The organism is Nocardioides turkmenicus (assembly GCF_011045035.1).
Classification (GTDB): domain Bacteria; phylum Actinomycetota; class Actinomycetes; order Propionibacteriales; family Nocardioidaceae; genus Nocardioides; species Nocardioides turkmenicus.
In genome coordinates this window covers 155483-179399 of sequence record NZ_JAALAA010000006.1, presented here as the reverse complement: position 1 = coordinate 179399, position 23917 = coordinate 155483, and the positions used below count along the sequence as shown (strand labels likewise).

General features: G+C 69.1%; 24 protein-coding genes. 8 read left to right on the top strand and 16 right to left on the bottom strand.

Annotation, left to right across the window (positions count from 1 at the left end; all coding sequences use genetic code 11):
- Positions 1-64 precede the first annotated feature (64 nt).
- The 9 genes from G5C66_RS09140 to miaA all read right to left on the bottom strand — a co-directional run bounded on the left by G5C66_RS09140 (position 65) and on the right by miaA (position 10442).
- The gene (locus G5C66_RS09140) at positions 65-2059 is read right to left on the bottom strand and encodes a helicase C-terminal domain-containing protein (protein ID WP_165110645.1); all 1995 of its coding nucleotides are present in this window, start codon (positions 2057-2059) and stop codon (positions 65-67) included.
- Between the two features lie 10 nt (positions 2060-2069).
- A complete protein-coding gene (locus tag G5C66_RS09135; RefSeq protein ID WP_165110644.1) occupies positions 2070-2825 on the bottom strand; it encodes an SGNH/GDSL hydrolase family protein in 756 nt (251 codons plus the stop codon).
- Between the two features lie 99 nt (positions 2826-2924).
- Positions 2925-4424, bottom strand: coding sequence for a GTPase HflX (gene hflX, locus G5C66_RS09130; RefSeq protein WP_165110643.1), 1500 nt, complete (start codon positions 4422-4424; stop codon positions 2925-2927).
- A 60-nt stretch (positions 4425-4484) separates the two neighbouring features.
- Positions 4485-6116: a VWA domain-containing protein gene (locus G5C66_RS09125; protein ID WP_165110642.1), complete on the bottom strand. Its 1632-nt coding sequence runs from the start codon at positions 6114-6116 to the stop codon at positions 4485-4487.
- A gap of 121 nt (positions 6117-6237) precedes the next feature.
- Positions 6238-7014, bottom strand: coding sequence for an SDR family NAD(P)-dependent oxidoreductase (locus tag G5C66_RS09120; protein ID WP_008362565.1), 777 nt, complete (start codon positions 7012-7014; stop codon positions 6238-6240).
- Positions 7015-7094: 80 nt separating this feature from the next.
- On the bottom strand, positions 7095-7946 hold the full coding sequence (dapF, locus tag G5C66_RS09115; RefSeq protein WP_165110641.1) for a diaminopimelate epimerase: 852 nt from the start codon (positions 7944-7946) through the stop codon (positions 7095-7097).
- Entirely contained in the window at positions 7946-8575 is a 630-nt protein-coding gene (locus tag G5C66_RS09110) for an MSMEG_1061 family FMN-dependent PPOX-type flavoprotein (RefSeq protein ID WP_165110640.1), read from the bottom strand. The genes dapF and G5C66_RS09110 overlap by 1 nt, the downstream gene beginning before the upstream one ends.
- Complete coding sequence (locus G5C66_RS09105) at positions 8572-9513, bottom strand: helix-turn-helix transcriptional regulator (RefSeq protein WP_165110639.1); 942 nt, start codon at positions 9511-9513, stop codon at positions 8572-8574. The genes G5C66_RS09110 and G5C66_RS09105 overlap by 4 nt, the downstream gene beginning before the upstream one ends.
- Positions 9510-10442 carry a tRNA (adenosine(37)-N6)-dimethylallyltransferase MiaA gene (miaA, locus tag G5C66_RS09100; protein ID WP_165110638.1) on the bottom strand — a complete coding sequence of 311 codons (933 nt, stop codon included), beginning with the start codon at positions 10440-10442 and terminating at the stop codon, positions 9510-9512. The genes G5C66_RS09105 and miaA overlap by 4 nt, the downstream gene beginning before the upstream one ends.
- A gap of 120 nt (positions 10443-10562) precedes the next feature.
- Here miaA and G5C66_RS09095 point away from each other — a divergent pair, with 120 nt between their 5' ends.
- Complete coding sequence (locus tag G5C66_RS09095; RefSeq protein ID WP_165110637.1) at positions 10563-10760, top strand: antitoxin; 198 nt, start codon at positions 10563-10565, stop codon at positions 10758-10760.
- Positions 10761-11025: 265 nt separating this feature from the next.
- The gene (locus G5C66_RS09090; protein WP_165110636.1) at positions 11026-11583 is read left to right on the top strand and encodes a hypothetical protein; all 558 of its coding nucleotides are present in this window, start codon (positions 11026-11028) and stop codon (positions 11581-11583) included.
- An 89-nt stretch (positions 11584-11672) separates the two neighbouring features.
- On the opposite strand, the gene G5C66_RS09085 is transcribed toward G5C66_RS09090, so the two are convergent.
- A complete protein-coding gene (locus G5C66_RS09085; RefSeq protein WP_165110635.1) occupies positions 11673-12605 on the bottom strand; it encodes a zinc metalloprotease in 933 nt (310 codons plus the stop codon).
- Between the two features lie 106 nt (positions 12606-12711).
- Positions 12712-14214, bottom strand: a complete 1503-nt coding sequence (gene miaB, locus G5C66_RS09080; RefSeq protein ID WP_165110634.1) for a tRNA (N6-isopentenyl adenosine(37)-C2)-methylthiotransferase MiaB — start codon at positions 14212-14214, stop codon at positions 12712-12714.
- Between the two features lie 157 nt (positions 14215-14371).
- Here miaB and G5C66_RS09075 point away from each other — a divergent pair, with 157 nt between their 5' ends.
- The 4 genes from G5C66_RS09075 to G5C66_RS09060 all read left to right on the top strand — a co-directional run bounded on the left by G5C66_RS09075 (position 14372) and on the right by G5C66_RS09060 (position 17691).
- The gene (locus G5C66_RS09075; protein ID WP_165110633.1) at positions 14372-15148 is read left to right on the top strand and encodes an amino acid ABC transporter ATP-binding protein; all 777 of its coding nucleotides are present in this window, start codon (positions 14372-14374) and stop codon (positions 15146-15148) included.
- 76 nt (positions 15149-15224) lie between these two features.
- Entirely contained in the window at positions 15225-16043 is an 819-nt protein-coding gene (locus tag G5C66_RS09070; protein WP_165110632.1) for a glutamate ABC transporter substrate-binding protein, read from the top strand.
- 74 nt (positions 16044-16117) lie between these two features.
- Positions 16118-16807: an amino acid ABC transporter permease gene (locus G5C66_RS09065; protein ID WP_165110631.1), complete on the top strand. Its 690-nt coding sequence runs from the start codon at positions 16118-16120 to the stop codon at positions 16805-16807.
- Positions 16807-17691: an amino acid ABC transporter permease gene (locus G5C66_RS09060; RefSeq protein WP_165110630.1), complete on the top strand. Its 885-nt coding sequence runs from the start codon at positions 16807-16809 to the stop codon at positions 17689-17691. The genes G5C66_RS09065 and G5C66_RS09060 overlap by 1 nt, the downstream gene beginning before the upstream one ends.
- 66 nt (positions 17692-17757) lie before the next feature.
- Here the strand turns inward: G5C66_RS09060 and G5C66_RS09055 are convergent, their stop codons facing one another.
- The 4 genes from G5C66_RS09055 to G5C66_RS09040 form a co-directional block, all read right to left on the bottom strand.
- On the bottom strand, positions 17758-18225 hold the full coding sequence (locus tag G5C66_RS09055; protein ID WP_165110629.1) for a hotdog fold domain-containing protein: 468 nt from the start codon (positions 18223-18225) through the stop codon (positions 17758-17760).
- A gap of 49 nt (positions 18226-18274) precedes the next feature.
- Positions 18275-18541, bottom strand: coding sequence for a metal-sensitive transcriptional regulator (locus G5C66_RS09050; protein ID WP_008362591.1), 267 nt, complete (start codon positions 18539-18541; stop codon positions 18275-18277).
- Positions 18542-18690: 149 nt separating this feature from the next.
- The gene (locus G5C66_RS09045) at positions 18691-19071 is read right to left on the bottom strand and encodes a VOC family protein (protein WP_165110628.1); all 381 of its coding nucleotides are present in this window, start codon (positions 19069-19071) and stop codon (positions 18691-18693) included.
- Positions 19068-19865, bottom strand: coding sequence for a methyltransferase domain-containing protein (locus G5C66_RS09040; protein ID WP_165110627.1), 798 nt, complete (start codon positions 19863-19865; stop codon positions 19068-19070). Before G5C66_RS09040 ends, G5C66_RS09045 begins: the two co-directional genes overlap by 4 nt.
- A gap of 109 nt (positions 19866-19974) precedes the next feature.
- Between G5C66_RS09040 and G5C66_RS09035 the strand changes: the two genes are divergently transcribed.
- Positions 19975-20463, top strand: coding sequence for a MarR family winged helix-turn-helix transcriptional regulator (locus G5C66_RS09035; RefSeq protein WP_165110626.1), 489 nt, complete (start codon positions 19975-19977; stop codon positions 20461-20463).
- A gap of 104 nt (positions 20464-20567) precedes the next feature.
- On the opposite strand, the gene G5C66_RS09030 is transcribed toward G5C66_RS09035, so the two are convergent.
- Positions 20568-22373, bottom strand: a complete 1806-nt coding sequence (locus tag G5C66_RS09030; RefSeq protein WP_420901734.1) for an ABC-F family ATP-binding cassette domain-containing protein — start codon at positions 22371-22373, stop codon at positions 20568-20570.
- A 95-nt stretch (positions 22374-22468) separates the two neighbouring features.
- Here G5C66_RS09030 and G5C66_RS09025 point away from each other — a divergent pair, with 95 nt between their 5' ends.
- Positions 22469-23731, top strand: a complete 1263-nt coding sequence (locus tag G5C66_RS09025) for a TetR/AcrR family transcriptional regulator (protein WP_165110624.1) — start codon at positions 22469-22471, stop codon at positions 23729-23731.
- Positions 23732-23917 lie beyond the last annotated feature (186 nt).

Genomic DNA, 23917 nt, shown 5'->3' with positions numbered 1-23917 from the left:
CGGCTCGTCATGACGAGCCGACTCGGCGTTGTTTTCTGTCAGAACGAGCCCACTCGGCACGGGGTCAGACGGATGCCGACTCGGAGAGACGCTTCAGTGCCTGCCGCACGATGGCGGGGTCGGTGGTCGCCCACATCGGCGGCAGGCTCGCCTTGAGGAAGCCGCCGTAGCGGGCGGTCGCCAGGCGCGCGTCGAGGACGGCGACGACTCCGCGGTCGGTGGTGGTGCGGATCAGCCGGCCGGCACCCTGCGCCATGAGCAGCGCGGCGTGGGTGGCGGCGACCTGCATGAACCCGTTGCCGCCGGCCTTGTCGGCGGCCTGCTGCCGGGCCGACATCAGCGGGTCGTCGGGCCGCGGGAACGGGATCCGGTCGATGATCACGAGCTGGCAGGTGTCACCGGGGACGTCGATCCCCTGCCACAGCGACAGGGTGCCGAAGAGCACCGTGTGGGGGTCGGCGACGAACTGCGCGGCGAGCTCGGGCAGCTGCGCGTCGCCCTGGGCCAGCGTGGTCAGGTGGGGCAGCTTCTTGCGGACCACCTCCGCGGCGGCCTCGGCGGCCCGCCGGGACGAGAAGAGCCCGAGCGTACGTCCGTCGGCGGCGTCGACCAGGTCGACGATCTCGTCGAGGGTCTTGGCGCCCATGCCGTCGCGTCCGGGAGGAGGCAGGTGGCGGGCGACGTAGAGGATCCCCTGCCGGCCGTAGTCGAATGGGCTGCCGACATCGAGCCCCACCCACGGCAGCACATCCTCCGTACGCTGCGCCCCGGCGCCCAGCTCGGTGCGCTCCTCCGCCTTGAGGCCGAGGGATCCGGCCACCGGGCCGAAGTCGCCGCCGAGCTTGAGGGTCGCGGAGGCGAAGACGACGGTCTTCTCGCGCAGCAGCTTCTCGCGCATCTGGGCCCAGACCTGCAGCGGCGCGACGCAGAGCCGCGGCGGGATCCGGTCGCTGCCCTCGTTGAGCCAGATGACGTCGGCGTCGGAGGCGGCGGCCATCCGCTCGGCGGTGGCGAAGACCTCCTGCAGGCCACCCTTGGCCTGCTGGAACCCGGGGTCGGCGCTGTCGGAGTCCTTCGGCTTCGGGAGCGCGGAGAGCGCGGACCGGGCCGCGTCGCGCACCAGCACGAGGGCGTCGGAGACGACCTCCGGGATGGTCACGAACCGACCGGGCGAGGTCTCGTTGATCGCGGCCCGCAGCGCGTCGGCCGCGTCGGCCAGGTCGTCGGCCTCGGAGCCGTCGACGTGCTTCTGGGCCCGGCGGGCGGCTCGCTCGACCTCGGCGGCGGTCAGCTCGTCGGTCGCCGCCTGGGTCACCCGGGCGACGAGCTCGTGGGCCTCGTCGATGACCACGGCGTCGTACTCCGGGATCATCGGCACGCCCTCGATCGCGTCGATCGCGAGCAGCGAGTGGTTGGTGACGATCAGGTGGCTCTTCTGCGCCTTGTCGCGGGCGACCTCGACGAAGCACTCCTCGCCGAAGGGACACTTGGCGGCGCCGAGGCAGTCGCGGTGGTTGACCGAGACCTGCCGCCACTCCCGGTCGGTGTGGCGCGGCGCGGAGTCGCGCTCACCGCTGCCACCCTTCTCCGCCTCCTTCTCGGCCCAGCTGCGCAGCTCGAGGACCTTCTCGGCCATCGGGCCCAGCGGGACGTCGACCAGGGTGCCCTGGTCGTCGGGAGCACCCTCGCGCACCCGGTGGAGGCAGGCGTAGTTGGAACGACCCTTGAGGACGGCGTAGGAGGCGTCGACGCCGGGGCGCGAGCCGATCGCCTTGACCAGGCGTGGCAGGTCGCGCTCGACCAGCTGGTGCTGCAGCGCCAGGGTCGCGGTGGCCACCACGACCCGGCTGTCGTGGAGCAGCGACGGGACCAGGTAGGCCAGCGACTTACCGGTGCCGGTGCCGGCCTCGACCAGCAGGTGCTCCTCGTCGGCGAGCGCCTGCGCGACCGCGTCGGCCATCTTCACCTGGCCCTCGCGGGTGGCACCGCCGAGGGTCGCGACCGCGTCCGCCAGGGCTTCACGTACGGGCGTCTGGGAGGCGGTGTCGGTTGCGGTCACTCGGGCAACCTTAGCCGTGTGCGGGGACAGTCTCCGATCGGCTCTCCGCGATCCGCCGGGCGACGATCTCCCCGAACTGCATGTGACCCGCGACGGTCAGATGGGTGTTGTCCTCGAGCATGGGCAGCTCGAGGTCGAAGACGTTGATGTAGGTCACCCCGTACTCCGCCGAGACCCGACGCATCATCTTGTTGACGGCCCGGATCGCCTTGGCGCGGGAGTTCACCTTCGGAGCGCTGAGCACGACGACCTCGTAGCCCTTCAGCTCGTCGAGGGTGGCCCGGAAGCCCTTCTCGACGTCGTCGAGGTCGCTCTTGGAGTCGTTGATGCCGCCCTCGAGCACGACCAGGTCGGCCCCTTGCGCCACCGCGTCGGGGACGCGCTCGGGGAAGGAGATCGGGCCGCACCGTTCCATCAGGTGATGGGAGTAGCCGGTGCCCCCGAAGCCGGAGACCCGCACCTCGCCGTCGAGATAGCGCGGCCACGAGAGTCCGGGGTCGTCCAGCCCGAAGCCCGAGGCCCAGGAGTCGCCGATCACGACCACCCGCTCACCGGCCCCGGTCACGACCGCGGCGCGGGTCACGGACTCGGCGGCCAGCCGGGTGCACAGGTCCTGGGTGACCTCGTTCCCCTGGCTCGTTTCCTGCCCCGGAAGCGCGCCGTCGTCCTCGGGGGTGGCACAGCCGGCCAGCGTGGCCACGAGGGCAGCACCGGCCAGCGCACCCACGATCCTGGCGCGCGTCGCAGGACGTACCTCTGTGCGCATCCGTGCCCTCTCCATCGACCGACCGTCCCAAGTGTGGGGGACGAGCCCGGCATCACCAACGTCGCAACGCCGGAACCGGCCCCGGATCAGCGCAGAAGATCAGGCAGAGTAAGCCGCCAGCTCACCGGCCAGGTCCGCGTTGGCGCGGCCCTTGACGACGGTGCCCTCGGCGGTGTGCTCGAGGTGGTCGATCTCGCCGTGCTGGTGGATCCGGTTGACCAGGTCGCCCCGCTCGTAGGGAACCAGCGCGGAGAACTCGACGCCCGGCCGCGGCAGGTCGTGCTCGACGGCCTTGATGGCCGCCTCGATGCCCTCTCCGGTCTTGGCCGAGACCGCGACCGAGTGGGGCTCGGCGCGGAGCAGCCGGCTGATCACCAGCGGGTCGGCGATGTCGGACTTGTTGATCACGACCAGCTCGGGCACGTCACCGGCACCGATCTCGGCGAACACCTCGCGCACCGCGGCCAACTGGCCCTCGGGATCGGGGTGGGAGCCGTCGACCACGTGCACGACCAGGTCGGCGTCGGCGACCTCCTCCAGCGTCGAGCGGAAAGCCTCGACGAGCTGGTGAGGCAGGTGACGCACGAATCCGACGGTGTCGGACATCGTGTAGACCCGGCCGTCCTCGGTGGTCGTACGCCGGGTGGTCGGGTCCAGGGTCGCGAAGAGGGCGTCCTCGACGAGCACCCCGGCTCCGGTGAGCCGGTTGAGCAGCGACGACTTGCCGGCGTTGGTGTAGCCGGCGATCGCCACCGCGGGGATCTGGTGACGCTTGCGGTCGGCACGCTTGGTGTCGCGGGTGCCCTTCATCGCCTTCAGCTCGCGGTTGAGCTTGGCGATCTTGGTGTTGATCCGGCGACGGTCGGTCTCGATCTTGGTCTCACCGGGACCACGACCACCGATACCGGCACCGCCGGCGACCCGGCCACCGGCCTGGCGGGACAGGTTGCCACCCCAACCACGAAGCCGCTGCTTCATGTAGTTGAGCTGGGCGAGCTCCACCTGGGCCTGACCCTCACGGGACTTGGCGTGCTGGGCGAAGATGTCGAGGATCAGCGCGGTCCGGTCGACGACCTTGACCCCGGTGCGGTCCTCCAGGTTCCTGAGCTGCGAAGGCGCGAGCTCGCCGTCGGCGATCACGGTGTCGGCGCCGGTGGCGGCGACGATCTCCTTGAGCGCCTCGACCTTGCCGCGGCCGATGTAGGTCGCAGGGTCGGGCGCCTGGCGGCGCTGGTAGATCGCCTCGAGTACCTCGGAGCCGGCCGTCTCGGCGAGGAGCGCGAGCTCGGCCAGCGAGTTCTCGGCGTCCGCCTGGGTGCCGCCGGCCCACACGCCCACGAGCACCACTCGCTCCAGACGCAGCTGCCGGTATTCGACCTCGGTGATGTCCTCGAGCTCGGTGCGCAGGCTGGCGACGCGCCTGAGCGCGTGCCGCTCGGCGAGCTCCATCGCGCCGACGGTCGGATCGGTGTCCTCTGGATCCTCGTCGGCGCTGTACCCAAACTCTTCGGCACTCTCGAAGCTGTCGTCGAGCGCGTCCCAGTCCTCGGTGGCCTCGAGCTCGTCAGCGAGTGAGAAATCGTGTGCGTTGTTCGTCATATACCAACAAGGGTACGGCGCCACACCACCCGGGGGACAATGCTTATCCGAGAGCGCCCCTCAGCGCTGCCCGAGCGCCTCCCGCAGCACACTGCCGACATCCTCCGGCCGCTCGGCGACGTACGCCTCCCCGCCGGTCGCGTCGGCGATCGCCTGGAGCGCGCCGAGGTCGGCGTCGGCGGTGATCCCGATGCCCAGGACGCGGACCGGCCGGCTCGGGTCGGAGGCGGCCTCCAGCTGACGTACGAGCTCGGCGAGGTCCATCGAGTCGGGGTCGTCGTTGGTGCCGTCGGTGAAGAGCAGCACGGTGTTGGAGGCGAGCGGGTCGTAGGAGGCGACCGCGGCCTGGTAGGCGGCGAGCGCCGTGTCGTGGAGGGCGGTGCCGCCGCCGGTGCGCGCGGTGAGCCCGGCGATCTCCTCGCTCAGCGCCGCGCGCTGGCCGTTCGTGGCGAGCTGGCGGGTCGGGACGAGCACGGTGTGGTCGCCCCCGAGGGCGCCCTCGGTCTCCTCGGAGAAGGCCCACAACCCGATCGCGGCACCGCCGGGAAGGAGCTCGACGGCCTCCGTCGCCGCCGCCTGGGTGAGCTGGAGGCGGGTCGTCTCGCTCCCCGGAGCGGACGGCCAGGCCATCGAGCCGGAGACGTCGACAACCGCGAGCGCCCGCTGCGGCCGCAGCTTGGCGGCCCAGTCGGCAGCGGTCCTCGCGACGGTGGCTTGGTCGACCCGGGTGAACGCGCCGACGTTGGGCGACGGCTTGCCCGCCCCGTTGGTGCGGAACCCGGCCTGGGTCAGCGCGGTGTCGGCGGCACGGCTGTCGAGCACCCGGGCGAAGCTGGTGATCGAGGAGGCGATCGCGTTGCGCCGGGACGAGTCGGCGGTGATCAGGACCGGGTAGTCGAGGACGACCGTGCCCTCCTTCGGCGCGGCCGCCTTCAGCATCGGCGCGTACGTCGACCACTGCTGCTCGCTGGTCGCGGTCACTCCGCTCATGACGGTCTGCAGCTCGGCCAGACGCGCCGAGTCGGCCGGGGCGGCGGCCTCGGCGCCGGAGGCGATCCGCTCCGCGTACGGCTCCAGCCTGGCCTCGCCGCCCGGCTTCGCCTGGCCCGCGACGACGGTGCCGAGGGCGCTCATCATCCGCTGCGGATCGCCGAGCAGCAGGTCGTCCTCGGCGAAGGCCTCGGAGTAGGAGGTGCGGGCGAGCCCGTCGCCGGAGACGAGCACGACCGGCGAGGAGGCCATCGAGTCGCGCAGCTTCACCGGCTCCTCGGCCGGCGTGACCCGGTCGAGCCAGAGCGAGGAGTCGGGGATCCAGACGTCGGGCAGCTCCCCACCGACCGCCAGCGGGTGGAGGACCTGGTCGGCCTTGGTGGCCTCCACCTCCATCTGGCTGCAGCCGGCGTCCTGGAGGATGTTGCGGACGGCGGTCGCCGCCTCGGGGGCCACCGCGATCGTCATCTGTGGTCCCAGGCAGGTGCGGTCGCCGCTCGGGTTTGCCTTGCCGTTGGCGACCAGCGCGGTCGCGAGCAGACACACGGCCAGCACACCGGCAGCACCGGCGATCACGCCGAGCGTCTCGCGCGTGAACCGCGGCTCCTGCTCGGGCTCGGTCGGTCCCGAGGCTCCGGTGGAGTCGTCGGGCTCGATGATCGCGAGCGCCTTGGACGTACTGGTGCCCGCCTTTTCGGACATGCGAACTCCCCTAGCTCCGACTCCCGCGGAGCGGTCTGGACGGCCCGCGGCTGGCGCACACATTAGCGGTGCGCCAGCCGTCGGGGTACTACCTGCGTCCGGTTACCTCAGTCGCGTGCGTTCACTTCGGTGGCATCCGGATGCCGCCGTCGACGCGGATCGTCTCGCCGTTCATGTAGTCGTTGGTCAGGCACTCGACGACCATGCTGGCCAGCTCCTCCGGCACACCGAGGCGGTGCGGGAACAGCACGCTCTCGCCGAGCTTGGCCTTGAACGCCTCGGCCTCCGGCCCCTCGCCGTAGATCGGGGTGTCGATCAGACCCGGGGCGACGGTGTTGACCCGGATGCCGACCGCGGCGAGGTCGCGGGCGAGAGGGAGGGTGAGGCCGACGACGCCACCCTTGGACGAGGAGTAGGACACCTGTCCGATCTGGCCGTCGAAGGCCGCCACGCTCGCCAGGTTGACGATGGCGCCACGCTGCCCGTTGGCGTCGGGCTCGTTGCGGCTGATGTAGGTCGCCGCCTGGCGGCACATGTCGAAGGTGCCGATCAGGTTGATCGCGATGACCTTCTTGTACGCGTCGAGGTCGTGCGCCGACCCGATCTGGCCGTCACGCCCGATGGTGCGCTGCGCCCACCCGATCCCGGCCGAGTTGACCACCGCCTTCAGCGGCGCGATCTCCACGGCCCTCTCGACGGCGTTGGTGATCTGGTCGGTGTCGGTGACGTCAACGGGCACGAACAGCCCCTTGATCTCCTCCGCCAGGGCCTCGCCCTTGTCCTTCTGCATGTCCGCGACGATGACCGTCGCACCCTTGGCCGCCAGCGCTCGGGCCGTCGCCGCCCCGATCCCGCTGGCCGCTCCGGTCACGATCGCTGTGCTGTCAGTCAACTCCATGGGCAGCACCATAGACGTGACCACCCTCACGGTGGTGAATACCCGTTAACCGTCTCGCGGTCGGAGCCGATCAGGCCCGGTCAGAGCGCAGTCGTGCCCTCGGCGACCAGGATCGCCGGTCCGGTGAGCAGAACGCGGTCGTCGGCCGTCCAGGTCACCTGGAGGGTGCCGCCCGGCACATCGACCCGGTACGTCACGTCAGCATCGCGCGCGACCGCGAGGCCGTCGGCCTCGGCGGCCGCGACCATCACCGCGCAGGCACCGGTGCCGCAGGAGCGGGTCTCGCCGGCCCCACGCTCGTAGACCCGCATGGCGACGTGACGCTCGGCGACGCGCTCGAAGAACTCGACGTTGACGCCGTGCGGGTAGACCGTCTCGTCGAAGATCGGGGAGTCGTAGAGGTCCCCGACGGGACCGTGCGGATCGATCGACTCGACCTCGGCGGCGGCGTGCGGGTTGCCCATGTCGACGTTGCAGGCCGACCAGAAGTGATGGGCGACGGTGACCTGGGTCGTCCCGAGCAGCTTCGGGGAACCCAGGTCGGCGGTCCAGACGTCCCCGTTCGCACGCAGGGTCTTGTCACCGGCGCGCGTCGCGAAGGTGACCTCGTCGCCGGCCAGCCCGGCCGAGCGCAGGTATTCGGCGAAGACCCGGGTGCCGTTGCCGCACATCTCGGCCAGGGTGCCGTCGGCGTTGCGGTAGTCCATGAACCACTCGGCGTCGCTCGCCGGCCGGTCCGCACCGGTGTAGGCGGCGGTGCGGATCACGCGCAGGATCCCGTCGGCGCCGATGCCGGCCCGGCGGTCGCACAACGCCCGGACGCGCGCGGCCATCTCCTCCTCGGAGAGCCCGCCGTGCACCGACCCGTCGAGGTCCGGCAGCAGCACGAAGTCGTTCTCCGTGCCGTGGCCCTTCAGGTAGGTGTAGGTCATCAGTAGAGGTACTTCGAGTAGACGTCGGTGCGGTAGTAGTCCTCCATCTCCGCCAGCGTGCGCGGGTCGTTCTCGACCTGCTTGGCGATGACCGCACGCTTCGGGAGGTGGTCGGGGTCCCAGGTCTCCGGGTCCCACAGCCCCGAGCGCAGGAACGCCTTCGCACAGTGGAAGAAGATGTCGTCGATCTCGACGACCAGGGCGAGGATCGGGCGCTTGCCCTTCACCACCATCTCGTCGAAGAACGGCGCGTCCGAGACCAGCCGGGCGCGGCCGTTGATCCGCAGCGTGTCCCCACGGCCCGGGATCAGGAAGTTGAGCCCGACGTGCGGGTTGGAGAGCACGTTGCGGTAGCCGTCGACGCGCTTGTTGCCCGGTCGCTCCGCGATCGCGATCGTCGTGTCGTCGATGACGTGCACCAGCGAGCCGGCCGGGTCCCCCTTGGGCGAGGCGTCGCAGTTGCCGTCCGCGTCGGCGGTCGCGAGCACGCAGAACGGCGTCGCGGCGAGCCACGCCCGGTCGATGTCGAGGAGCGCCGGGCGTCCCTTGGTCACCGCCCGCTCGTGCGGCGTGCCGACGAGGCCGACGAGCTCCTCGAGCGTGCTGATCTCAGTCCAGGTAGGGGTCACGGCCCCAGGGTACGAGGCGGCACCTCACCCCGGCGAGCCCGTAACCACTCGATCGGGTCGCCCCGGTCGACCTCGACACCGGCCATCCGGAGCATCATCCGGGCCAGCAGACGCCGGTGGGCTGCGTACGTCAGGACGTGGGCGACCACCGACCCCATCTGGAAGCTCTCCGGCGGCTCGCACAGGGCGTCCACGAGCCGATCCTCCCAGGCGCCACGGCGCTCGATGTCGCGCACCACCGCCAGCCAGCGGGCCGCGACGGCCTCGTGCCGCTCGATCAGCGCGACCACGGAGCCGGGGCCGCTGCGTACGGGCATCGAGAGCCCTTCGATGGAGGCGACCCAGCACTCCTTGGACCACACCGTGGCCTCCAGGACCTGGACGAGGGACTCCTCCGGGCCGTCCCACGGAAGCACCTCGTGACCCGGCAGCCGTACGCCGGCGAGCACGTCCTCGGAGAGCCCTGCGGCGAGGTCGAGCAGCGCCCTGGTGTCATCGAGGTCGTGCATCACCAGCTGCTCGGTCAGCGGCGCGAGCACCCGCTCCTGGGAGTCGACCCAGAGCGACTCGGGCGGGTGGAAGTGGATCCCGTTCGGCGCCGGCAGCCAGTGGCTGACCGCGGCGGTGCTCGGCGGGTGCCCGAAGGCCTTGGCGAAGGCCCGGGAGAAGCCCTCCACCGACTCGTATCCGGCGGCCCAGGCGGCTTCGGTCACCGTGCCCCCGTGCTTCAGCTGCCAGGCGGCGCGCTCCAACATCACGCGCCGCCGCATCGCCACCGGCGGCTCGCCCGCGCCTCGGGAGAGAAGCCGATTGAAGTGGTACGGCGAGGTGTAGACGTCCCCCGCCATCTGCGCCAGCGTGCGTGGTTCCCCGTCGTCGGCACCCTCGAGCACCGCGTCCAGCAGCTCCCGCAGACGGTCTCGCACCTGCTCGCTCATGCCGTCACCGCCTGCACGGCCGCGACGGCCTTCCCGAGACGGGACGGATCATCATATGAGACCCACACGACCCGCGGATCCTTGCGGAACCAGGCGTCCTGACGCCGTGCGAACTGTCGCGTCCTGATGGCGGTCCGCTCCATGGCGTCCTCCAGGGTCATCTCCCCGGAGAGGTACGCCGCGACCTCGTTGTAGCCGATGGCCTTCGCCGCCGTCCGCGACCGTCCCAGGCCCTCGTCGAGGAGCCGGGCCACCTCATCGACGAACCCGACCTCGAACATCTCCGCGACGCGCTGCCGGATGCGTACGTCCAGGGCCTCCCGGGAGATGTCGACCCCGATCTGGACGGAGGCCGGGTCCTCGTAGACCTGCTCGGGCAGCCGGGCGCTGAACGGCTTGCCGGTCAGCTCGATGACCTCCAGGGCGCGTACGACGCGACGACCGTTGTCGATCTCGATCCGCTCCGCCGACACCGGGTCCAGGGCTCGCAACCGGTCGTGAAGCGCCTTCTCACCTGCGGTTTCGAGTTCTTTCTCGAGGCGCTCCCGCACCTCGGCGGACGTCCCGGGGAACTCGAAGCGGTCCAGGATCGCTCGGGTGTAGAGAGCGCTGCCGCCGACCAGCACGGGCGTCTTCCCGGCCTCACGGAGCGTCGCGATCTGCTCGCGTGCCAGGCTCTGGAAGTCGGCGACGGAGGCCGGCTCGGCGATGTCGAGAAGGTCCAGCAGATGGTGCGGGATCCCGCGCCGCTCGGCAACCGGGAGCTTCGCGGTGCCGATGTCCATCCCGCGGTAGACCTGCATCGCATCGGTGTTGATGATCTCGCCGCCGAGGGTCTCGGCGAGGTCCAGGGAGAGGGACGTCTTGCCCGCCGCAGTGGCACCGACGACAGCGACGATCGGAGTGGTCGACCGGGTAAAAGATCCCAAGTTGTGTAGTCCGTGTGACCTATTCGGGTCGCGTGTCCCCCTGTTGCTGTCGTACTCCATGTGGTTAGTCTGACCGCTAGATGGCTCATACGGGGAGCCACCGATCAAGAGGGGGAAGCAATGGGCTTCTTGGACAAGGCAAAGGACCTGCTCGGCAGCGAGCAGGCCGAGGGCGTCAGCGACAAGGCGCTCGACCAGGGTCTCGACAAGGTCGGCGAGTTCGCCGACGAGAAGACCGGTGGCAAGTTCAGCGACAAGATCGACCAGGGCATCGACGTCGCCCGCGAGAAGGGCGACGAGCACCTCGGCAACGAGTGAGCCGATCGTCTTCCACGAGGCGGGGAGCAACCCACACCGGGTTGCTCCCCGCCTCGCGTCTTCGGGGGCGTGTACACCCGTAAGACATTTTTCGTGGCTTTTTTCGAAACACTGTTACAGACCTGTTGCCACAAGTGCCGTCACGTGGAACGGTCTAGACCGTCTCATTCGCGTGCCTCACCGAATGGGGGCAACCGGGGGGCGGACGTGCGATGCATGTTCGGAATCCGGTCCGATCACAACTACTCGGAAGTGTGGACCCAATATGTCTGAGAACTACGGCAACAGCGACGAGCAGCAGAACTACGGCCAGGAGGGCGGCTTCGGCGGCCAGGAGTCCAACGAGGGCTCCTCCTACGGCGAGCAGTCCAACGAGGGCGGCTTCGGCGGCGGCCAGGAGGGCGGCCAGAGCGAGGGCGGCTACGGCCAGGAGTCCTCCAACGAAGGCGGCTTCGGCGGCGGCGAGCAGCAGTCCGAGGGTTCTTCCTACGGCTCCGAGGGCGGCCAGAGCGAGGGCGGTTCCTCCTACGGTGAGCAGTCCGGCGAGGGCAGCTCCTACGGTGGCGGCGAGCAGTCCGAGGGCTCGAGCGAGGGCGGCTACGGCCAGGAGTCCAACGAGGGCTCCTCCTACGGCTCCGAGGGCGGCCAGAGCGAGGGTGGCTACGGCTCGGAGCAGTCCAACGAGGGCGGCTTCGGCGGTGGCCAGGAGCAGTCCGAGGGTTCCTCCTACGGCTCCGACGAGGGCTCCAGCGAGGGTGGCTTCGGCGGCGGCGAGCAGTCCGAGGGCGGCTTCGGCGGCGACCAGGAGCAGTCGCAGTACTGATTCAGTTCTGCTGATCGCACACAGATCGAGCGCCGGGCCCGCAAGGGACCCGGCGCTCGGCGCTTCTGTGGGTGAGGCTCCTGATCAGATCAGGCGCGGTAGGCCACCCATCCGTCGATCATGCGCTGCACCTGACCCGGCGTGAACTCGTCCATGCACGCGTCCTCGGTGTAGTCCATGAAGTTGTGGATCGGGTCGAGGCCAGGAGCGGTGCAGGTGTCGGACCCCTCGGGGCAGCCGAAGGCGGGTGCAGCCTCGGCCGGAGTGTCGTCGACCTGGTCGCCCTTGCCGTGACAGCCGCCCTGGAAGGTGTGGTAGAGGTGCAGCCAGTGGCCGACCTCGTGGGTGGCGGTATCGCCCTCGTCGTACGGCGCCGCGTCACCGCCCGGCAGCGAACCTGCCAGGATGACCACGCCGTCCTGCGACGAGATGTTCTTGGTCGGGAAGGTCGCCCAGCCCAGCAGGCCGTCGTCGATCTCGCCGATGTAGACGTTGAGCGCGTTGTCGCCGCCCTGGCGCAGCGTCGACTTCATCTCCCGCTCGCCGGCCGAGCCGGAGATGATCGGGTACCACGCCGGGTTGATCGTGGTGTCCTGGCCGGCCACCTCGAACGAGAACGGCGTGCCCGCGTACGCCGCGTTGAGCACGTCGATCTGGGCGTCGATGTTCGCCTGCGGGACGGCGCCGGTGGTGGCGTCCTCCTGGATGACGTGGATGTAGGTCGGGATGGTCGTCGGGCCGAGGGTGGCGCCGCCACCCTTCTTCCCCTTCGCCGCCAGCGCGTCGGCGAGCGCCTTCTCCTTGGCGTCGGCCTGCTTCGCGGTCAGATGGTTGGTGTCGCGTACCTGCTTGGCACCTTCGGCGACACGGGCGGCTCCGACCTCGTGCGGGTCGAAGCAGGCATCGCCACCGGCGGCCGCCTGCATCGCGGACGCGGGGGCCGCGGCCGCCAGACCTGAAGCGACGAGCACACCGAGCGCGCCCATGGCCGCTGCTCTGCTGGCCAGCTTGGGAATCGACATGGGGTATCCCTTCCTGAGACGAGTTGCCTCAGGCTAGAGCAGGAATACCCCTCGATGGAACGGCGTTACGGAGAATTTGCTGTCGGGGTAACGCGTCACCGCATGATCAGCCGCAGGCCGGCGCCGCCGGTAGCGGAGCGGGTACGCCGACCGACGGCATGCCCAGCCCCACCGAACGCGTCTCGGGCTCGGTCTGGCCCTGGCGCGCCTCCCAGGCGTCGCCGGAACGGGTGCGCCGCACCTCGAGCACCGGGTTGTCGGCGATCAGGTAGTGAGGGGCCGCGCGGGTGATCTCGACCTTCACCATGTCGCCGGGACGTACGCCCTCGACGCCGGCGGCGTCGAAGTGGACCAGCCGGTTGTCCGGGGCCCGGCCGGACAGCCGGTTCGTCGAGGAGTCCTTGCGGCCCTCGCCCTCGGCGACCAGCAGCTCGAGCGTACGTCCGACGTTCTTCTTGTTCTCGTCGTAGGCGATCTCGTTGACGAGGTCGACGAGCCGGCCGTAGCGGTCCTTGACCACCTCGGGGGAGATCTGGTCGGGCAGGTCGGCCGCCGGGGTGCCGGGCCGCTTGGAGTACTGGAACGTGAACGCGCTCGAGAACCGCGACTCACGCACCACGTCGAGCGTGGCCTGGAAGTCCTCCTCGGTCTCCCCCGGGAAGCCTACGATGATGTCGGTGGTGATCGCCGCGTGCGGGATCGCCGCCCGGACGCGATCGATGATGCCGAGGAACTTGGTGGACCGGTAGGAGCGCCGCATCGCCTTCAGCACCCGGTCGGAGCCGGACTGCAGCGGCATGTGCAGCGACGGCATCACGTTGGGCGTCTCGGCCATCGCCTCGATGACGTCGTCGGTGAACTCCGCGGGGTGCGGGCTCGTGAACCGCACGCGCTCCAGCCCCTCGATCTCGCCGCAGGCGCGCAGCAGCTTCGAGAAGGCCTGCCGGTCACCGAACTCCACGCCGTAGGCGTTGACGTTCTGGCCCAGCAGGGTCACCTCGCTGACGCCCTCGGCGACCAGGGCCTCGATCTCGGCGAGGATCTCGCCCGGGCGCCGGTCCTTCTCCTTGCCCCGCAGGCTCGGGACGATGCAGAACGTGCAGGTGTTGTTGCAGCCGACGCTCACCGAGACCCAGGCGGCGTAGGCCGACTCACGCTTGGTCGGCAGCGTGGACGGGAAGACCTCGAGGGACTCCAGGATCTCGACCTGGGCCTCCTCCTGCACCCGGGCACGCTCGAGCAGCACCGGGAGCGAGCCGATGTTGTGGGTCCCGAAGACGACGTCGACGTAGGGCGCCTTCTCGGTGATCGTCGCCCGGTCCTTCTGCGCGAGGCAGCCGCCGACGGCGATCTGGAGGTCGGGGTTGGCCTCCTTGATCGGGGCCAGGTGGGAGAGGTTGCCGTAGAGCTTGTTGTCGGCGTTCTCCCGGACGGCGCAGGTGTTGAAGACGACCACGTCGGCCTGCGTACCCTCGCTCGCCTTGAGGTAGCCCGCGTCCTCGAGCAGCCCGGAGAGGCGCTCGGAGTCGTGGACATTCATCTGGCAGCCGTAGGTGCGGACTTCGTACGTACGGGCCGTTGCGGAGCCAGAGGCGATCGACGTAGTCATAGCGCCTTCAAGCGTACGACCGCAGGGGCCGCGCGGAGGAATCCAGCGCGGACGCCGGTCGGCGCCGACGTACTGAATCTTGTTGGTTATCTGCTTGTAACCGATACCGGGGACCAAGTCATGGATGTGCAATGCAGGATGTGGTTAGGTCTGCGGCATGACCGTGCTTGACACAGAACCCACCAGCGCACCTTCGGGAGACGCCCTGGTGGTGCTCGACCATGTCGACAAGCACTACGGCGACCTGCACGTGCTCCAGGACATCAACCTGGAGATCAAGCGTGGCGAGGTCGTCGTGGTGATCGGGCCCTCGGGCTCCGGGAAGTCGACCCTCTGCCGCACGATCAACCGGCTGGAGACGATCGACTCCGGGACGATCAAGCTCGACGGCAAGGAGCTGCCCGCGGAGGGCAAGGGCCTCGCCAAGCTGCGCGCCGAGGTCGGGATGGTCTTCCAGAGCTTCAACCTCTTCGCCCACAAGACGATCCTGCAGAACGTCACGCTGGGCCCGATGAAGGTGCGCAAGCTGAAGAAGGCCGAGGCTGAGGCCGAGGCCAAGAAGCTGCTCGACCGCGTCGGCGTCGGCGCCCAGGCGGCGAAGTACCCCGCCCAGCTCTCCGGCGGCCAGCAGCAGCGCGTCGCGATCGCGCGGGCGCTGGCGATGAAGCCGCAGGTGATGCTCTTCGACGAGCCCACCTCCGCTCTCGACCCGGAGATGGTCAAGGAGGTGCTCGACGTCATGGTCAGCCTCGCCAAGGAGGGCATGACGATGATCGTGGTCACCCACGAGATGGGCTTCGCCCGGATGGCCGCCGACCGCGTCGTCTTCATGGCCGACGGCCAGATCGTCGAGTCGAACACCCCGGCCGAGTTCTTCGACAACCCGCAGTCCGAGCGCGCCAAGGACTTCCTCGGCAAGATCCTCAAGCACTGAACGTACGTCTCGGGTGAGCCGCTGAGCTCGCGAACCCTGCAACGCACCAACACTCATATTCCAGAAGGTGGATTCGATGAAGTTCAAGAAGATCGCCGCGGCCGTGGGCGCCCTCGCGCTCGCCGGCTCGCTCGCTGCCTGTGGTGGCGGCGACGACACCGGCTCCGACGCCGGCGGCGACAAGATCAAGATCGGCATCAAGTTCGACCAGCCGGGCCTCGGCTTCAAGGAGGCCGACGGCTCCTACTCGGGCTTCGACGTCGACATGGCGACCTACATCGCCGAGGGCCTCGGCTACGAGGAGGACCAGATCGAGTTCGTCGAGGCCGTCTCCGCCAACCGCGAGACCTTCCTCAAGGACGGCACCGTCGACATGATCCTGGCGACCTACTCGATCACCGACGAGCGCAAGGCCGAGGTCGACTTCGCCGGTCCGTACTACGTCGCCGGTCAGGACATCCTGGTGGCCGCCGACAACACCGACATCACCGGCCCGAAGACCCTCGACGGCAAGAAGCTCTGCTCCGTCACCGGCTCCACCCCGGCGGAGAACATCAAGGAGAACTACTCCAAGGGCGTCCAGCTGCAGGAGTTCGACACCTACAGCAAGTGCATCACCGCGATCGAGGGCGGCCAGCTCGACGCGATGACCACCGACGACATCATCCTGGCGGGCTACGCCCAGCAGGACCCGGGCAAGTTCAAGATCGTCGGTGCGCCGTTCTCCGAGGAGAACTACGGCGTGGGCCTGCCCAAGGGCAGCGAGGACCGCGACAAGATCAACGACCTGATCGAGCAGTCCTTCGAGGACGGCGCCTGGGAGAAGGCGTTCAACGACAACCTGGGCGAGTCCGGCTACGAGCTGCCGGAACCGCCGACGGTCGACCGCTACTGAGTCACCCGCGGGGCAGGGGAGTCCGCTCTCCTGCCCCGTCGGCACGTCCAGCGCAAGAAAATTTGGAAGGACCAATGGACCTCATCTCCGAGAGCGGGTCAGCCATCCTGACCTCGTTCGGGCTGACCTTGAGACTCGCCTTCTTCAGCGGCATCTTCTCGCTGCTGCTCGGCGTCGTGCTCGCGACGTTCCGGGTCTCTCCGGTGCCTGTGCTGCGCTGGGTCGGCGCGGCCGTCGTCTACACGCTTCGCAACACCCCGCTGACCCTGGTCATGTTCTTCACGCTCTTCGGACTGAGCTACCAGCTCGGGGTCAGCTTCGACAAGGAGCTGCTCTACCGCAACAACTTCTGGCTGGCCGTGCTCGCGCTCAGCGTCTACACCTCGACCTTCGTGTGCGAGGTGCTCCGCTCGGGCATCAACACGGTGCCGCTCGGACAGGCCGAGGCCGCCCGCGCGATCGGGCTGACCTTCACCCAGAACCTTCGCCTGATCGTCCTCCCGCAGGCACTGCGGTCGGTGATCAACCCGCTCGCCAGCGTACTGATCGCGATGACCAAGAACACGACGGTCGCGGTCACCATCGGCGTGACCACGGCGACGTTCGTCAACGAGGCCTCGGGTCAGATGAAGGCCCTGATGGAGCGCAACTCCGACCAGATTCTGCTGATCTTCATCATCTTCGCGGCCGGTTTCATGATCCTGACCCTGCCCATCGGCTTCATCGCCGGCTGGGCGTCCAAGCGATTCGCGGTGATCCGATAATGAGCGCCTCAGTTCTGTACGACGCCCCCGGCCCGCGCGGCAAGGCTCTCAACCTGGTCTATTCCGCCGTCGCCCTGGCGGCGCTCGCCTGGGTCGCCTGGATCGTCTACTCAAAGTTCGACTCGACCGGTCAGTGGGAAGCCGACAAGTGGACGCCCTTCCTCGAGTCCCAGACCTGGGAGAACTTCCTGATCCCGGGCCTCATCGGCACGCTGAGCGCCTTCGCGGTCGGTGCCGTGCTCGCCGTCGCCTTCGGGTTCGTCTTCGCTGTCGGCCGCCTCTCGCAGAGCCGGTTCATCAGCGTGCCCAGCGCCGTGGTCGTGGAGTTCTTCCGGGCGATCCCGATGCTGCTGCTGATGATGTTCATCTACTTCATGCAGCAGCCCCTCGGGTTGGACACCAGCGTGTTCTGGGCAGTCGTCCTCGGGCTCATGCTCTACAACGGCTCCGTGCTGGCCGAGGTGATCCGGGCCGGGGTCAACGCCCTGCCGAAGGGACAGTCGGAGGCCGGTGTGGCCATCGGCCTCTCGCCCGGGCAGGTGATGCGTACGATCCTGCTGCCGCAGGCGGTGCGCGCGATGCTCCCGGCGATCATCGCCCAGCTCGTGGTGCTCCTCAAGGACACCGCACTCGGCTACATCCTCGCCTACAGCGAGCTGCTCAACCAGATCAACAAGCTCGATGGCAACTTCGACAACCTGATTCCCGCCGCCCTCGTGGTCGCGCTGATCTACATCGCGCTCAATACGATCCTCGGACTCGTGGCCAACTTCGTCGAGGCCCGTACGCGGCGCGTGGGTCACACCGCCGGCCCCGTCGGCCATGCAGAGGACCCGAACGTGCAGACGGCTACGGCAGCCGGCATGCCGGGCGGTAACGCCTGACGCGGTCAAGGACAGGACGACGGCCCGCGGCCCCTCTCGGGGCGGCGGGCCGTTGTGTATCTGCTTCTACTTCTTCTTCGGGGTCACCCAGAGGTTGATGGTGCCCTCGATGACGACGGTGCCGTCCTCGCGGATGCCCTTGACCCGGACGGCGAGATCGCCGTCGGCGGCCTCCCAGTCCTCCTGGTCGGTCTCCGCGATGCAGGTGATGTCGGAGGTCGCCTTGGCGGTGTAGGAGACGGTCATCCCCTTGGGGATCCAGCGCTTGTCGCGGGGGATGGTGACCTCCGCAAGGGCACCCATGGCCATCTCGAGACCGTTGCACAGCGCGATGGCGTGCACGGTCCCGATGTGGTTGTGGTTGCCCTTGCGGTTGGGCACGATGACCTCGGCGTAGTTGGGTCGCAGCTGGTTGACCAGCGGGTGGATGGACCCGAAGTACGGCGCCTTCTTCGCGAACGCGACCGAGAATGCTCGCTTGCCCACAACCGGGACACGGTTGAAGGACTTCCAGAGGTCGTAGAGCTGGCTCATGGCCGTCAGGTTACCCGACGGTAACCCCCTCCCCTCTCCTGGCCCGAGATCAGGAGAGGGAGAGGAAGACCTTCTCGAGCTCCTCGATCTGCTCCGGCCGGTCTCCATCGGCGTGCGCACGGCGCAGCTCGTTGGAGAGCAGCGCGAACGCTGCCTTGTCGAGGGCCCTGGTCACTGCCTTGAGCTGACCGACCACGTCGGCGAGCTCGCGGCCGTCTTCGATCATGCGGAGCACGCCACCGAGCTGGCCCTGAGCCCGGCGGACTCGATTGACCACGCTCGTCGTCTCCGCGTCCCGAGGCTGGGGGACGGTCACGTCGTCAGTCAAAGTCTTGCCTTCCATCGTTTCTGGCATCATTCCTGGCTCGTTGTTGTATCCCCCGGGGGACAACGGTCCAGACCAGTTGGCGTTACGGTTCTTTTTGCCTGATTCCTGTTTTCGCCTGCATGGACCAGAAGTTCGTGCTAAACGGCGACCGGCCAGACGATCTCGACACGGTTGCCGAACGGGTCGCGGACGTGGAAGCGCTGGAATCCGTCGGCGTTGTGACGCTGGCTCCAGTCGACGTCGAAGCCGAGTCGCTCGAGCTTCTCCCCCAGCGTCTCCAGCGCTGCCTCGGTCTCGACCGCCAGGGCGGGATGGGCCTTGGCCTGCGGTCGGTGCGGGTCCTCGACCCCGAGATGGATCTCCGCGCCGCCGGGCGATCGGAACCAGGCGCCATCGCGCTTGGCCAGCTCGGCCGGCTTCGGCACCTCGGCCAGCCCGAGCCCATCGGCATAGAAGGTCCTGGCGTCGTCCTCGCGGCCGGCGGGCATGCCGACCTGTACGTGATGGATGCGCATCATGCCGCCAGCCTGTGGGCGACCACGAAGACGCGATGGAACGGGAGCAGGACGAAACTGTTTCCTACGGAATCGTTTCGTACCGGATAGGCCTGTGCCAGACGGTTCTTGAGCTCCTCGGCGAAGGGCTCGAACATGCCGGCCTTCTCCAGCGCAGCGGCGGTGGGACGCAGGCTCGTCCCTGCGATCCAGGTGAAGACCGGGTCCTCGCCGGTCAGCACGTGCAGGTACGTCGTCTCCCAGGCGTCGACCTCGAAGCCCTCTCCCGCCAGCACGTCGAAGTAGTCGGCCGGATCGTGCGAACCCGGCGCCTCGAGGTGGCGCGTGTGCTCGGCGTAGGGCTCCTCGGCGGCAAGCTCCTCACGCAGCCTGTGGCTGGGTTCGTCGAAGTTGGCCGGCACCTGGAAGGCGAACCAGCCGTCATCGCCCACCGCACGGGCAAGCGCCGGGAGCAGTTCGAGGTGGCCCGGGACCCACTGGAGGGTGGCGTTGGCGAGGAGTACGTCGACAGACCCGGGCGCCACCGAGTCGGCCCAGTCACGAAGGTCTGCCACCGCGAAGTCGACGCCGTCGACGGTCGCGCGCGCCTTGTCGATCATCGCGGCGCTGGAGTCCAGCCCGACGGCCCTGGCCTCCGGCCAGCGGGCCGCTGCCAGCGCAGTCAGGTTGCCAGGACCGCAGCCCAGGTCGACCACCGACGCCGGACGCTCGGCAGCGACCCGACGGAGCAGGTCGACGAACGGCCGCCCGCGCTCATCGGAGTAGGTCAGATAGCGCTCGGGATCCCATGCGGTCATGGCGTACGTCCTCTCGATTTCTCTTGATGTCAAGATATTCCGATCGTCCTCCCGACTTGTCTCGATGTCAAGATTCTCGATGAGGCGAACTTGGGCTAGGCTCGACGCCATGCGCGACGAAGTCGACGACCTGAGCGAGGCTTGGGCACACGAGCGGCCCGATCTCGACCTGGGCCCCGTCGAGATCTTCTCGCGTCTCTCCCGCCTCTCGCGCCACCTCGACCTCGCTCGGCGCGACGCGTTCTCCAGCTCCGGGATCGAGTCGTGGGAGTTCGACGTGCTCGCCGCCCTTCGACGGGCGGGCGCCCCCTACGAGCTCTCCCCCGGCCGGCTGCTGCGCGAGACCCTGGTGACCAGCGGCACGATGACCAACCGCGTCGACCGGCTCGCCTCGCGCGGCCTCGTCGAGCGGCTCCCGGATCCCGCCGACCGCCGCGGCGTGCTCGTCCGGCTCACCCCCGACGGCAAGGCGACCGTCGACAGCGCCTTCGAGGCGCTGCTCGCGGCTGAGCGGGAGTTTCTCGACGGACTCTCCGCCGACCAGCAGAGCCAGCTCACCGACCTGCTGCGCCGGCTGCTGGTCCCCTTCTCGGCCTGAGTCTGCGCGGGCCGCAAACCGTGTAACACGTCGTTCGACCGACTATCCGGTCGTTCCGATCGGGCGAGAAGTGCCACGAACGACGTGTTACAGCTCCGGAGCGGCTACTCCAACGCCTCGGCCGCCTCGAGCCACTCCATCTCGAGCTCGTCCTTCTCGGCGGCGAGCTGGTCGAGCTCGGCGCTGAGCTCGGCGAGCCGGGTGTAGTCGTTGACCGCCTCGGCCATGGCGAGCTCGAGCTTCTGCTGCTGCTCGCCGATCCGCTCGAGCTGCTTGTCGATCCGGGCGATGACCTTCTTCGCCGCTCGTTCCTCGGCAGATCCGGGCTTGGCCTTCGACACGCCCGCCGGCGACGTCTCGGCCGACGCGGGCGACGCCTCGGTCTGCGGGGCCGACGTCTCGGCAGGGATCGGGAGGCGGCGCTCGAGGTACTCGTCGACGCCGCGCGGGAGCATGGAAATCTGGCCGTCGCCGAGGAGCGCCCAGATGGAGTCGGTGACGCGCTCGAGGAAGTAGCGGTCGTGGGAGACGACGATCAGAGTCCCCGGCCAGGCGTCGAGGAAGTCCTCGAGGACGTTGAGCGTCTCGATGTCGAGGTCGTTGGTGGGCTCGTCGAGTAGCAGTACGTTCGGCTCGGTCAGGAGCAGACGCAGCAGCTGGAAGCGGCGGCGCTCACCACCGGAGAGGTCGCCGATGCGGGTGACGAGCTTGTCGCCGGTGAAGCCGAAGCGCTCGAGCATGGAGGTCGCAGAGAGCTCCTGGCCGTCGGTCGTCTTGGTGACGCGCCGGATCGACTCGACGGTCGGCAGCACCCGCGCGTCCGGGTCGAGGTCGTCGAGCTGCTGGGTCAGGTGCTGGAGCGCGATGGTGCGGCCGTGGCGTACCTTTCCTGCCGCTGGCGCCAGAGAGCCGTCGAGCAGCGACAGCATCGAGGTCTTGCCGGCGCCGTTGACGCCGACGATGCCGATCCGGTCGCCCGGGCCGATCCGCCAGGTGGCATGCGACAGCAGCTGCCGCTCACCGCGGAACAGGTCGACGTCCTCGACGTCGATGACGTCCTTGCCGAGCCGCTGGGTGGCGAACTTCTGCAGCTCGAAGCGGTCGCGCGGAGGAGGTACGTCCTCGATGAGCTGGTTGGCGGCGTCGATGCGGAACTTCGGCTTCGACGTACGCGCCGGGGCGCCGCGGCGCAGCCAGGCGAGCTCCTTGCGGACCAGGTTCTGGCGGCGTACCTCGGAGGCGGCGACCTGGCGCTGCCGCTCAGCCTTCGCCAGCACGAAGGCGGCGTAACCACCCTCATAGGCATCGACGACACCGTCGTGGACCTCCCAGGTGAACTGGCACACGGCGTCGAGGAACCAGCGGTCGTGGGTGACCACGACCAGCGCGGAGCTGCGCGCGGCGAGGTGAGAGGCGAGCCAGGCCACGGCCTCGACGTCGAGGTGGTTGGTGGGTTCGTCGAGCACGATCAGGTCGTGCTCCCCGAGCAGCAGCTCAGCCAGGGCACAGCGACGACGCTCACCACCGGACAGCCCCATCACGGAACGGTCGAGATCGATCCCGGCCAGGAGCTGCTCGACGATCTCCCGCAGCGCAGGCACCGCCGCCCACTCGTGGTCCGAGCGCCCACCGAGCACCGCCTCGCGGACGGTGTGGGTGTCGACGAGCTGGTCACCCTGGTGCAGGAACCCCACGAGCAGACCGCGCTGGCGCGAGACCCGGCCGGAGTCGGGCTCCTCCAGCCCGGTCATCACCTGCAGCAGCGTCGTCTTCCCGTCGCCGTTACGGCCGACGATGCCGATCCGCTCACCGGCGCTGATGCCGAGGGAGACGTCAGAGAGGAGGGGCCGGATGCCGTACGCCTTGGAGACGTGCTCGAGGTTGAGGAGGTTCGCCATATCGCCTCCCATTGTCCCCGAGGGCGGCGAGGCGGCCCGCATCGCGGCGGCCACCCAGCGGCACACCGAGCGGACGAACGGCCCCTGACCTGCCTAGACTCCGTGCAATGGTCGAGAAGGCGCTCCGCGAGCACACCCAGGGTTCGCGTCAGATGATCCTCGAAGCTGCCCTCCGGCTGGCGGCCGAGCGCGGCTACGTCGGCACGACGATGGCGCTGGTTCGGCGCGCCACCGGCCTGCCGCCGTCCTCCCTCTACTGGCACTTCCCCAACAAGGACCAGCTGCTCGCCGAGGCGCTCGAGCACGGCTACGCCCGCTGGCACGGGCGCGTCCCGCGGTGGGAGTCGAAGCCGACCGACGGAGACCTGCGCGAAGGGCTGCTGGCCAATCTGCGGCGGACGACGTCGGACACCCGCGACGCGAACGCCGACTGGTGGCGGATGGGTCTGATGCTCGCGCTCGAGTCCGGGCCGACGGTCGGCGACGGTCCGCGGCAGCGCTTCCTCCAGATCCGCACCCAGACCCTGGCCGGCTTCGAGATGTGGTGGTCCGGGGCCGTCGACCTTCCGCCCGCCCACATCGAGACCCTCGCCCGGCTGACCCTCGCCGCCCACGACGGCCTCTTCATCCACGTCCAGACCGATGAGTACGCCGAGCTCGACCCGCTCCGGCAACGGCTGGCCGACGGCCTGGCCGCCATCGCGGACCACCTCCGCAAGCAGGACCCGGCAGCGACCCCGGAGGCCGTGGACCTGCCGCCGGTGACGTACGAGGGTCGGAGCGGTAGCCGGGAGAAGCTCGTCGCAGCCGCGCTGGAGGTCGCTGCGGAGAGCGGCTACGAGGGCGCCTCGATCAGCCGGATCTGCGCCGCGGCCGGCCTCCCGGCCTCCTCGGTCTACTGGCACTTCGCGAACAAGGACGACCTGTTCTCGGCGGCGGTCGACGACTCCTACCGCGCCTGGCAGAGCGCCCAGTCCTCCTGGCGGCCGCCGCGCGCGGACTGCGACTGGTCCACCGAGCTCCCCCGGATGCTGACGCCGCTCGTGGCCAGCCTCCACCGGCTGCCGCCGTTCCTGCGGATCGGTCTCATGCTCGTGCTTCCCAAGCGGTCCGAGCCGCTTCCCGGCCGGGACCGGTTCCTCGCCGTACGCCTCCAGTCGCGGGCGGACTTCGCCGACTGGCTCCGCGGCGCCCTCGGCGAGAACGGGGCGGCGCATGCCGACGAGATGGCCACGCTCATGCTCGCGATCGCAGACGGACTCCTCTTCGCCGAGGCGCTCGACAGCGCTGGCATGCCACCGGCCACGACCTCGGACCTGCTGGCGAGACTGGTCACGGCGACGCCATTTCATACACAGATAAGTCACTGACCTACTACCGTAGATCCACAGACGATCTACGACGCTAACGGTCGAAAACACATCGAAATGTGTGCCGTGTCATCTATTTCCGCAGGTCAGGAATGAGATTTATCCAACATTTTCGCCACAACCTCCGGAACGATCGTTACAGTGACTGCTGTCACAGAGAGCCGGGGCACCCAGATCCCCCCATCG

Bases quoted from the DNA above. Each gene is read 5' to 3' on its own strand.
- G5C66_RS09135 (WP_165110644.1), bottom strand. From the start codon at position 2,825: ATGCGCACAGAGGTACGTCCTGCGACGCGCGCCAGGATCGTGGGTGCG.
- hflX (WP_165110643.1), bottom strand. From the start codon at position 4,424: ATGACGAACAACGCACACGATTTCTCACTCGCTGACGAGCTCGAGGCC.
- G5C66_RS09125 (WP_165110642.1), bottom strand. From the start codon at position 6,116: ATGTCCGAAAAGGCGGGCACCAGTACGTCCAAGGCGCTCGCGATCATC.
- G5C66_RS09120 (WP_008362565.1), bottom strand. From the start codon at position 7,014: ATGGAGTTGACTGACAGCACAGCGATCGTGACCGGAGCGGCCAGCGGG.
- dapF (WP_165110641.1), bottom strand. From the start codon at position 7,946: ATGACCTACACCTACCTGAAGGGCCACGGCACGGAGAACGACTTCGTG.
- G5C66_RS09105 (WP_165110639.1), bottom strand. From the start codon at position 9,513: ATGAGCGAGCAGGTGCGAGACCGTCTGCGGGAGCTGCTGGACGCGGTG.
- G5C66_RS09095 (WP_165110637.1), top strand. From the start codon at position 10,563: ATGGGCTTCTTGGACAAGGCAAAGGACCTGCTCGGCAGCGAGCAGGCC.
- G5C66_RS09090 (WP_165110636.1), top strand. From the start codon at position 11,026: ATGTCTGAGAACTACGGCAACAGCGACGAGCAGCAGAACTACGGCCAG.
- G5C66_RS09085 (WP_165110635.1), bottom strand. From the start codon at position 12,605: ATGTCGATTCCCAAGCTGGCCAGCAGAGCAGCGGCCATGGGCGCGCTC.
- miaB (WP_165110634.1), bottom strand. From the start codon at position 14,214: ATGACTACGTCGATCGCCTCTGGCTCCGCAACGGCCCGTACGTACGAA.
- G5C66_RS09075 (WP_165110633.1), top strand. From the start codon at position 14,372: ATGACCGTGCTTGACACAGAACCCACCAGCGCACCTTCGGGAGACGCC.
- G5C66_RS09070 (WP_165110632.1), top strand. From the start codon at position 15,225: ATGAAGTTCAAGAAGATCGCCGCGGCCGTGGGCGCCCTCGCGCTCGCC.
- G5C66_RS09065 (WP_165110631.1), top strand. From the start codon at position 16,118: ATGGACCTCATCTCCGAGAGCGGGTCAGCCATCCTGACCTCGTTCGGG.
- G5C66_RS09060 (WP_165110630.1), top strand. From the start codon at position 16,807: ATGAGCGCCTCAGTTCTGTACGACGCCCCCGGCCCGCGCGGCAAGGCT.
- G5C66_RS09055 (WP_165110629.1), bottom strand. From the start codon at position 18,225: ATGAGCCAGCTCTACGACCTCTGGAAGTCCTTCAACCGTGTCCCGGTT.
- G5C66_RS09045 (WP_165110628.1), bottom strand. From the start codon at position 19,071: ATGATGCGCATCCATCACGTACAGGTCGGCATGCCCGCCGGCCGCGAG.
- G5C66_RS09040 (WP_165110627.1), bottom strand. From the start codon at position 19,865: ATGACCGCATGGGATCCCGAGCGCTATCTGACCTACTCCGATGAGCGC.
- G5C66_RS09035 (WP_165110626.1), top strand. From the start codon at position 19,975: ATGCGCGACGAAGTCGACGACCTGAGCGAGGCTTGGGCACACGAGCGG.
- G5C66_RS09030 (WP_420901734.1), bottom strand. From the start codon at position 22,373: ATGGGAGGCGATATGGCGAACCTCCTCAACCTCGAGCACGTCTCCAAG.
- G5C66_RS09025 (WP_165110624.1), top strand. From the start codon at position 22,469: ATGGTCGAGAAGGCGCTCCGCGAGCACACCCAGGGTTCGCGTCAGATG.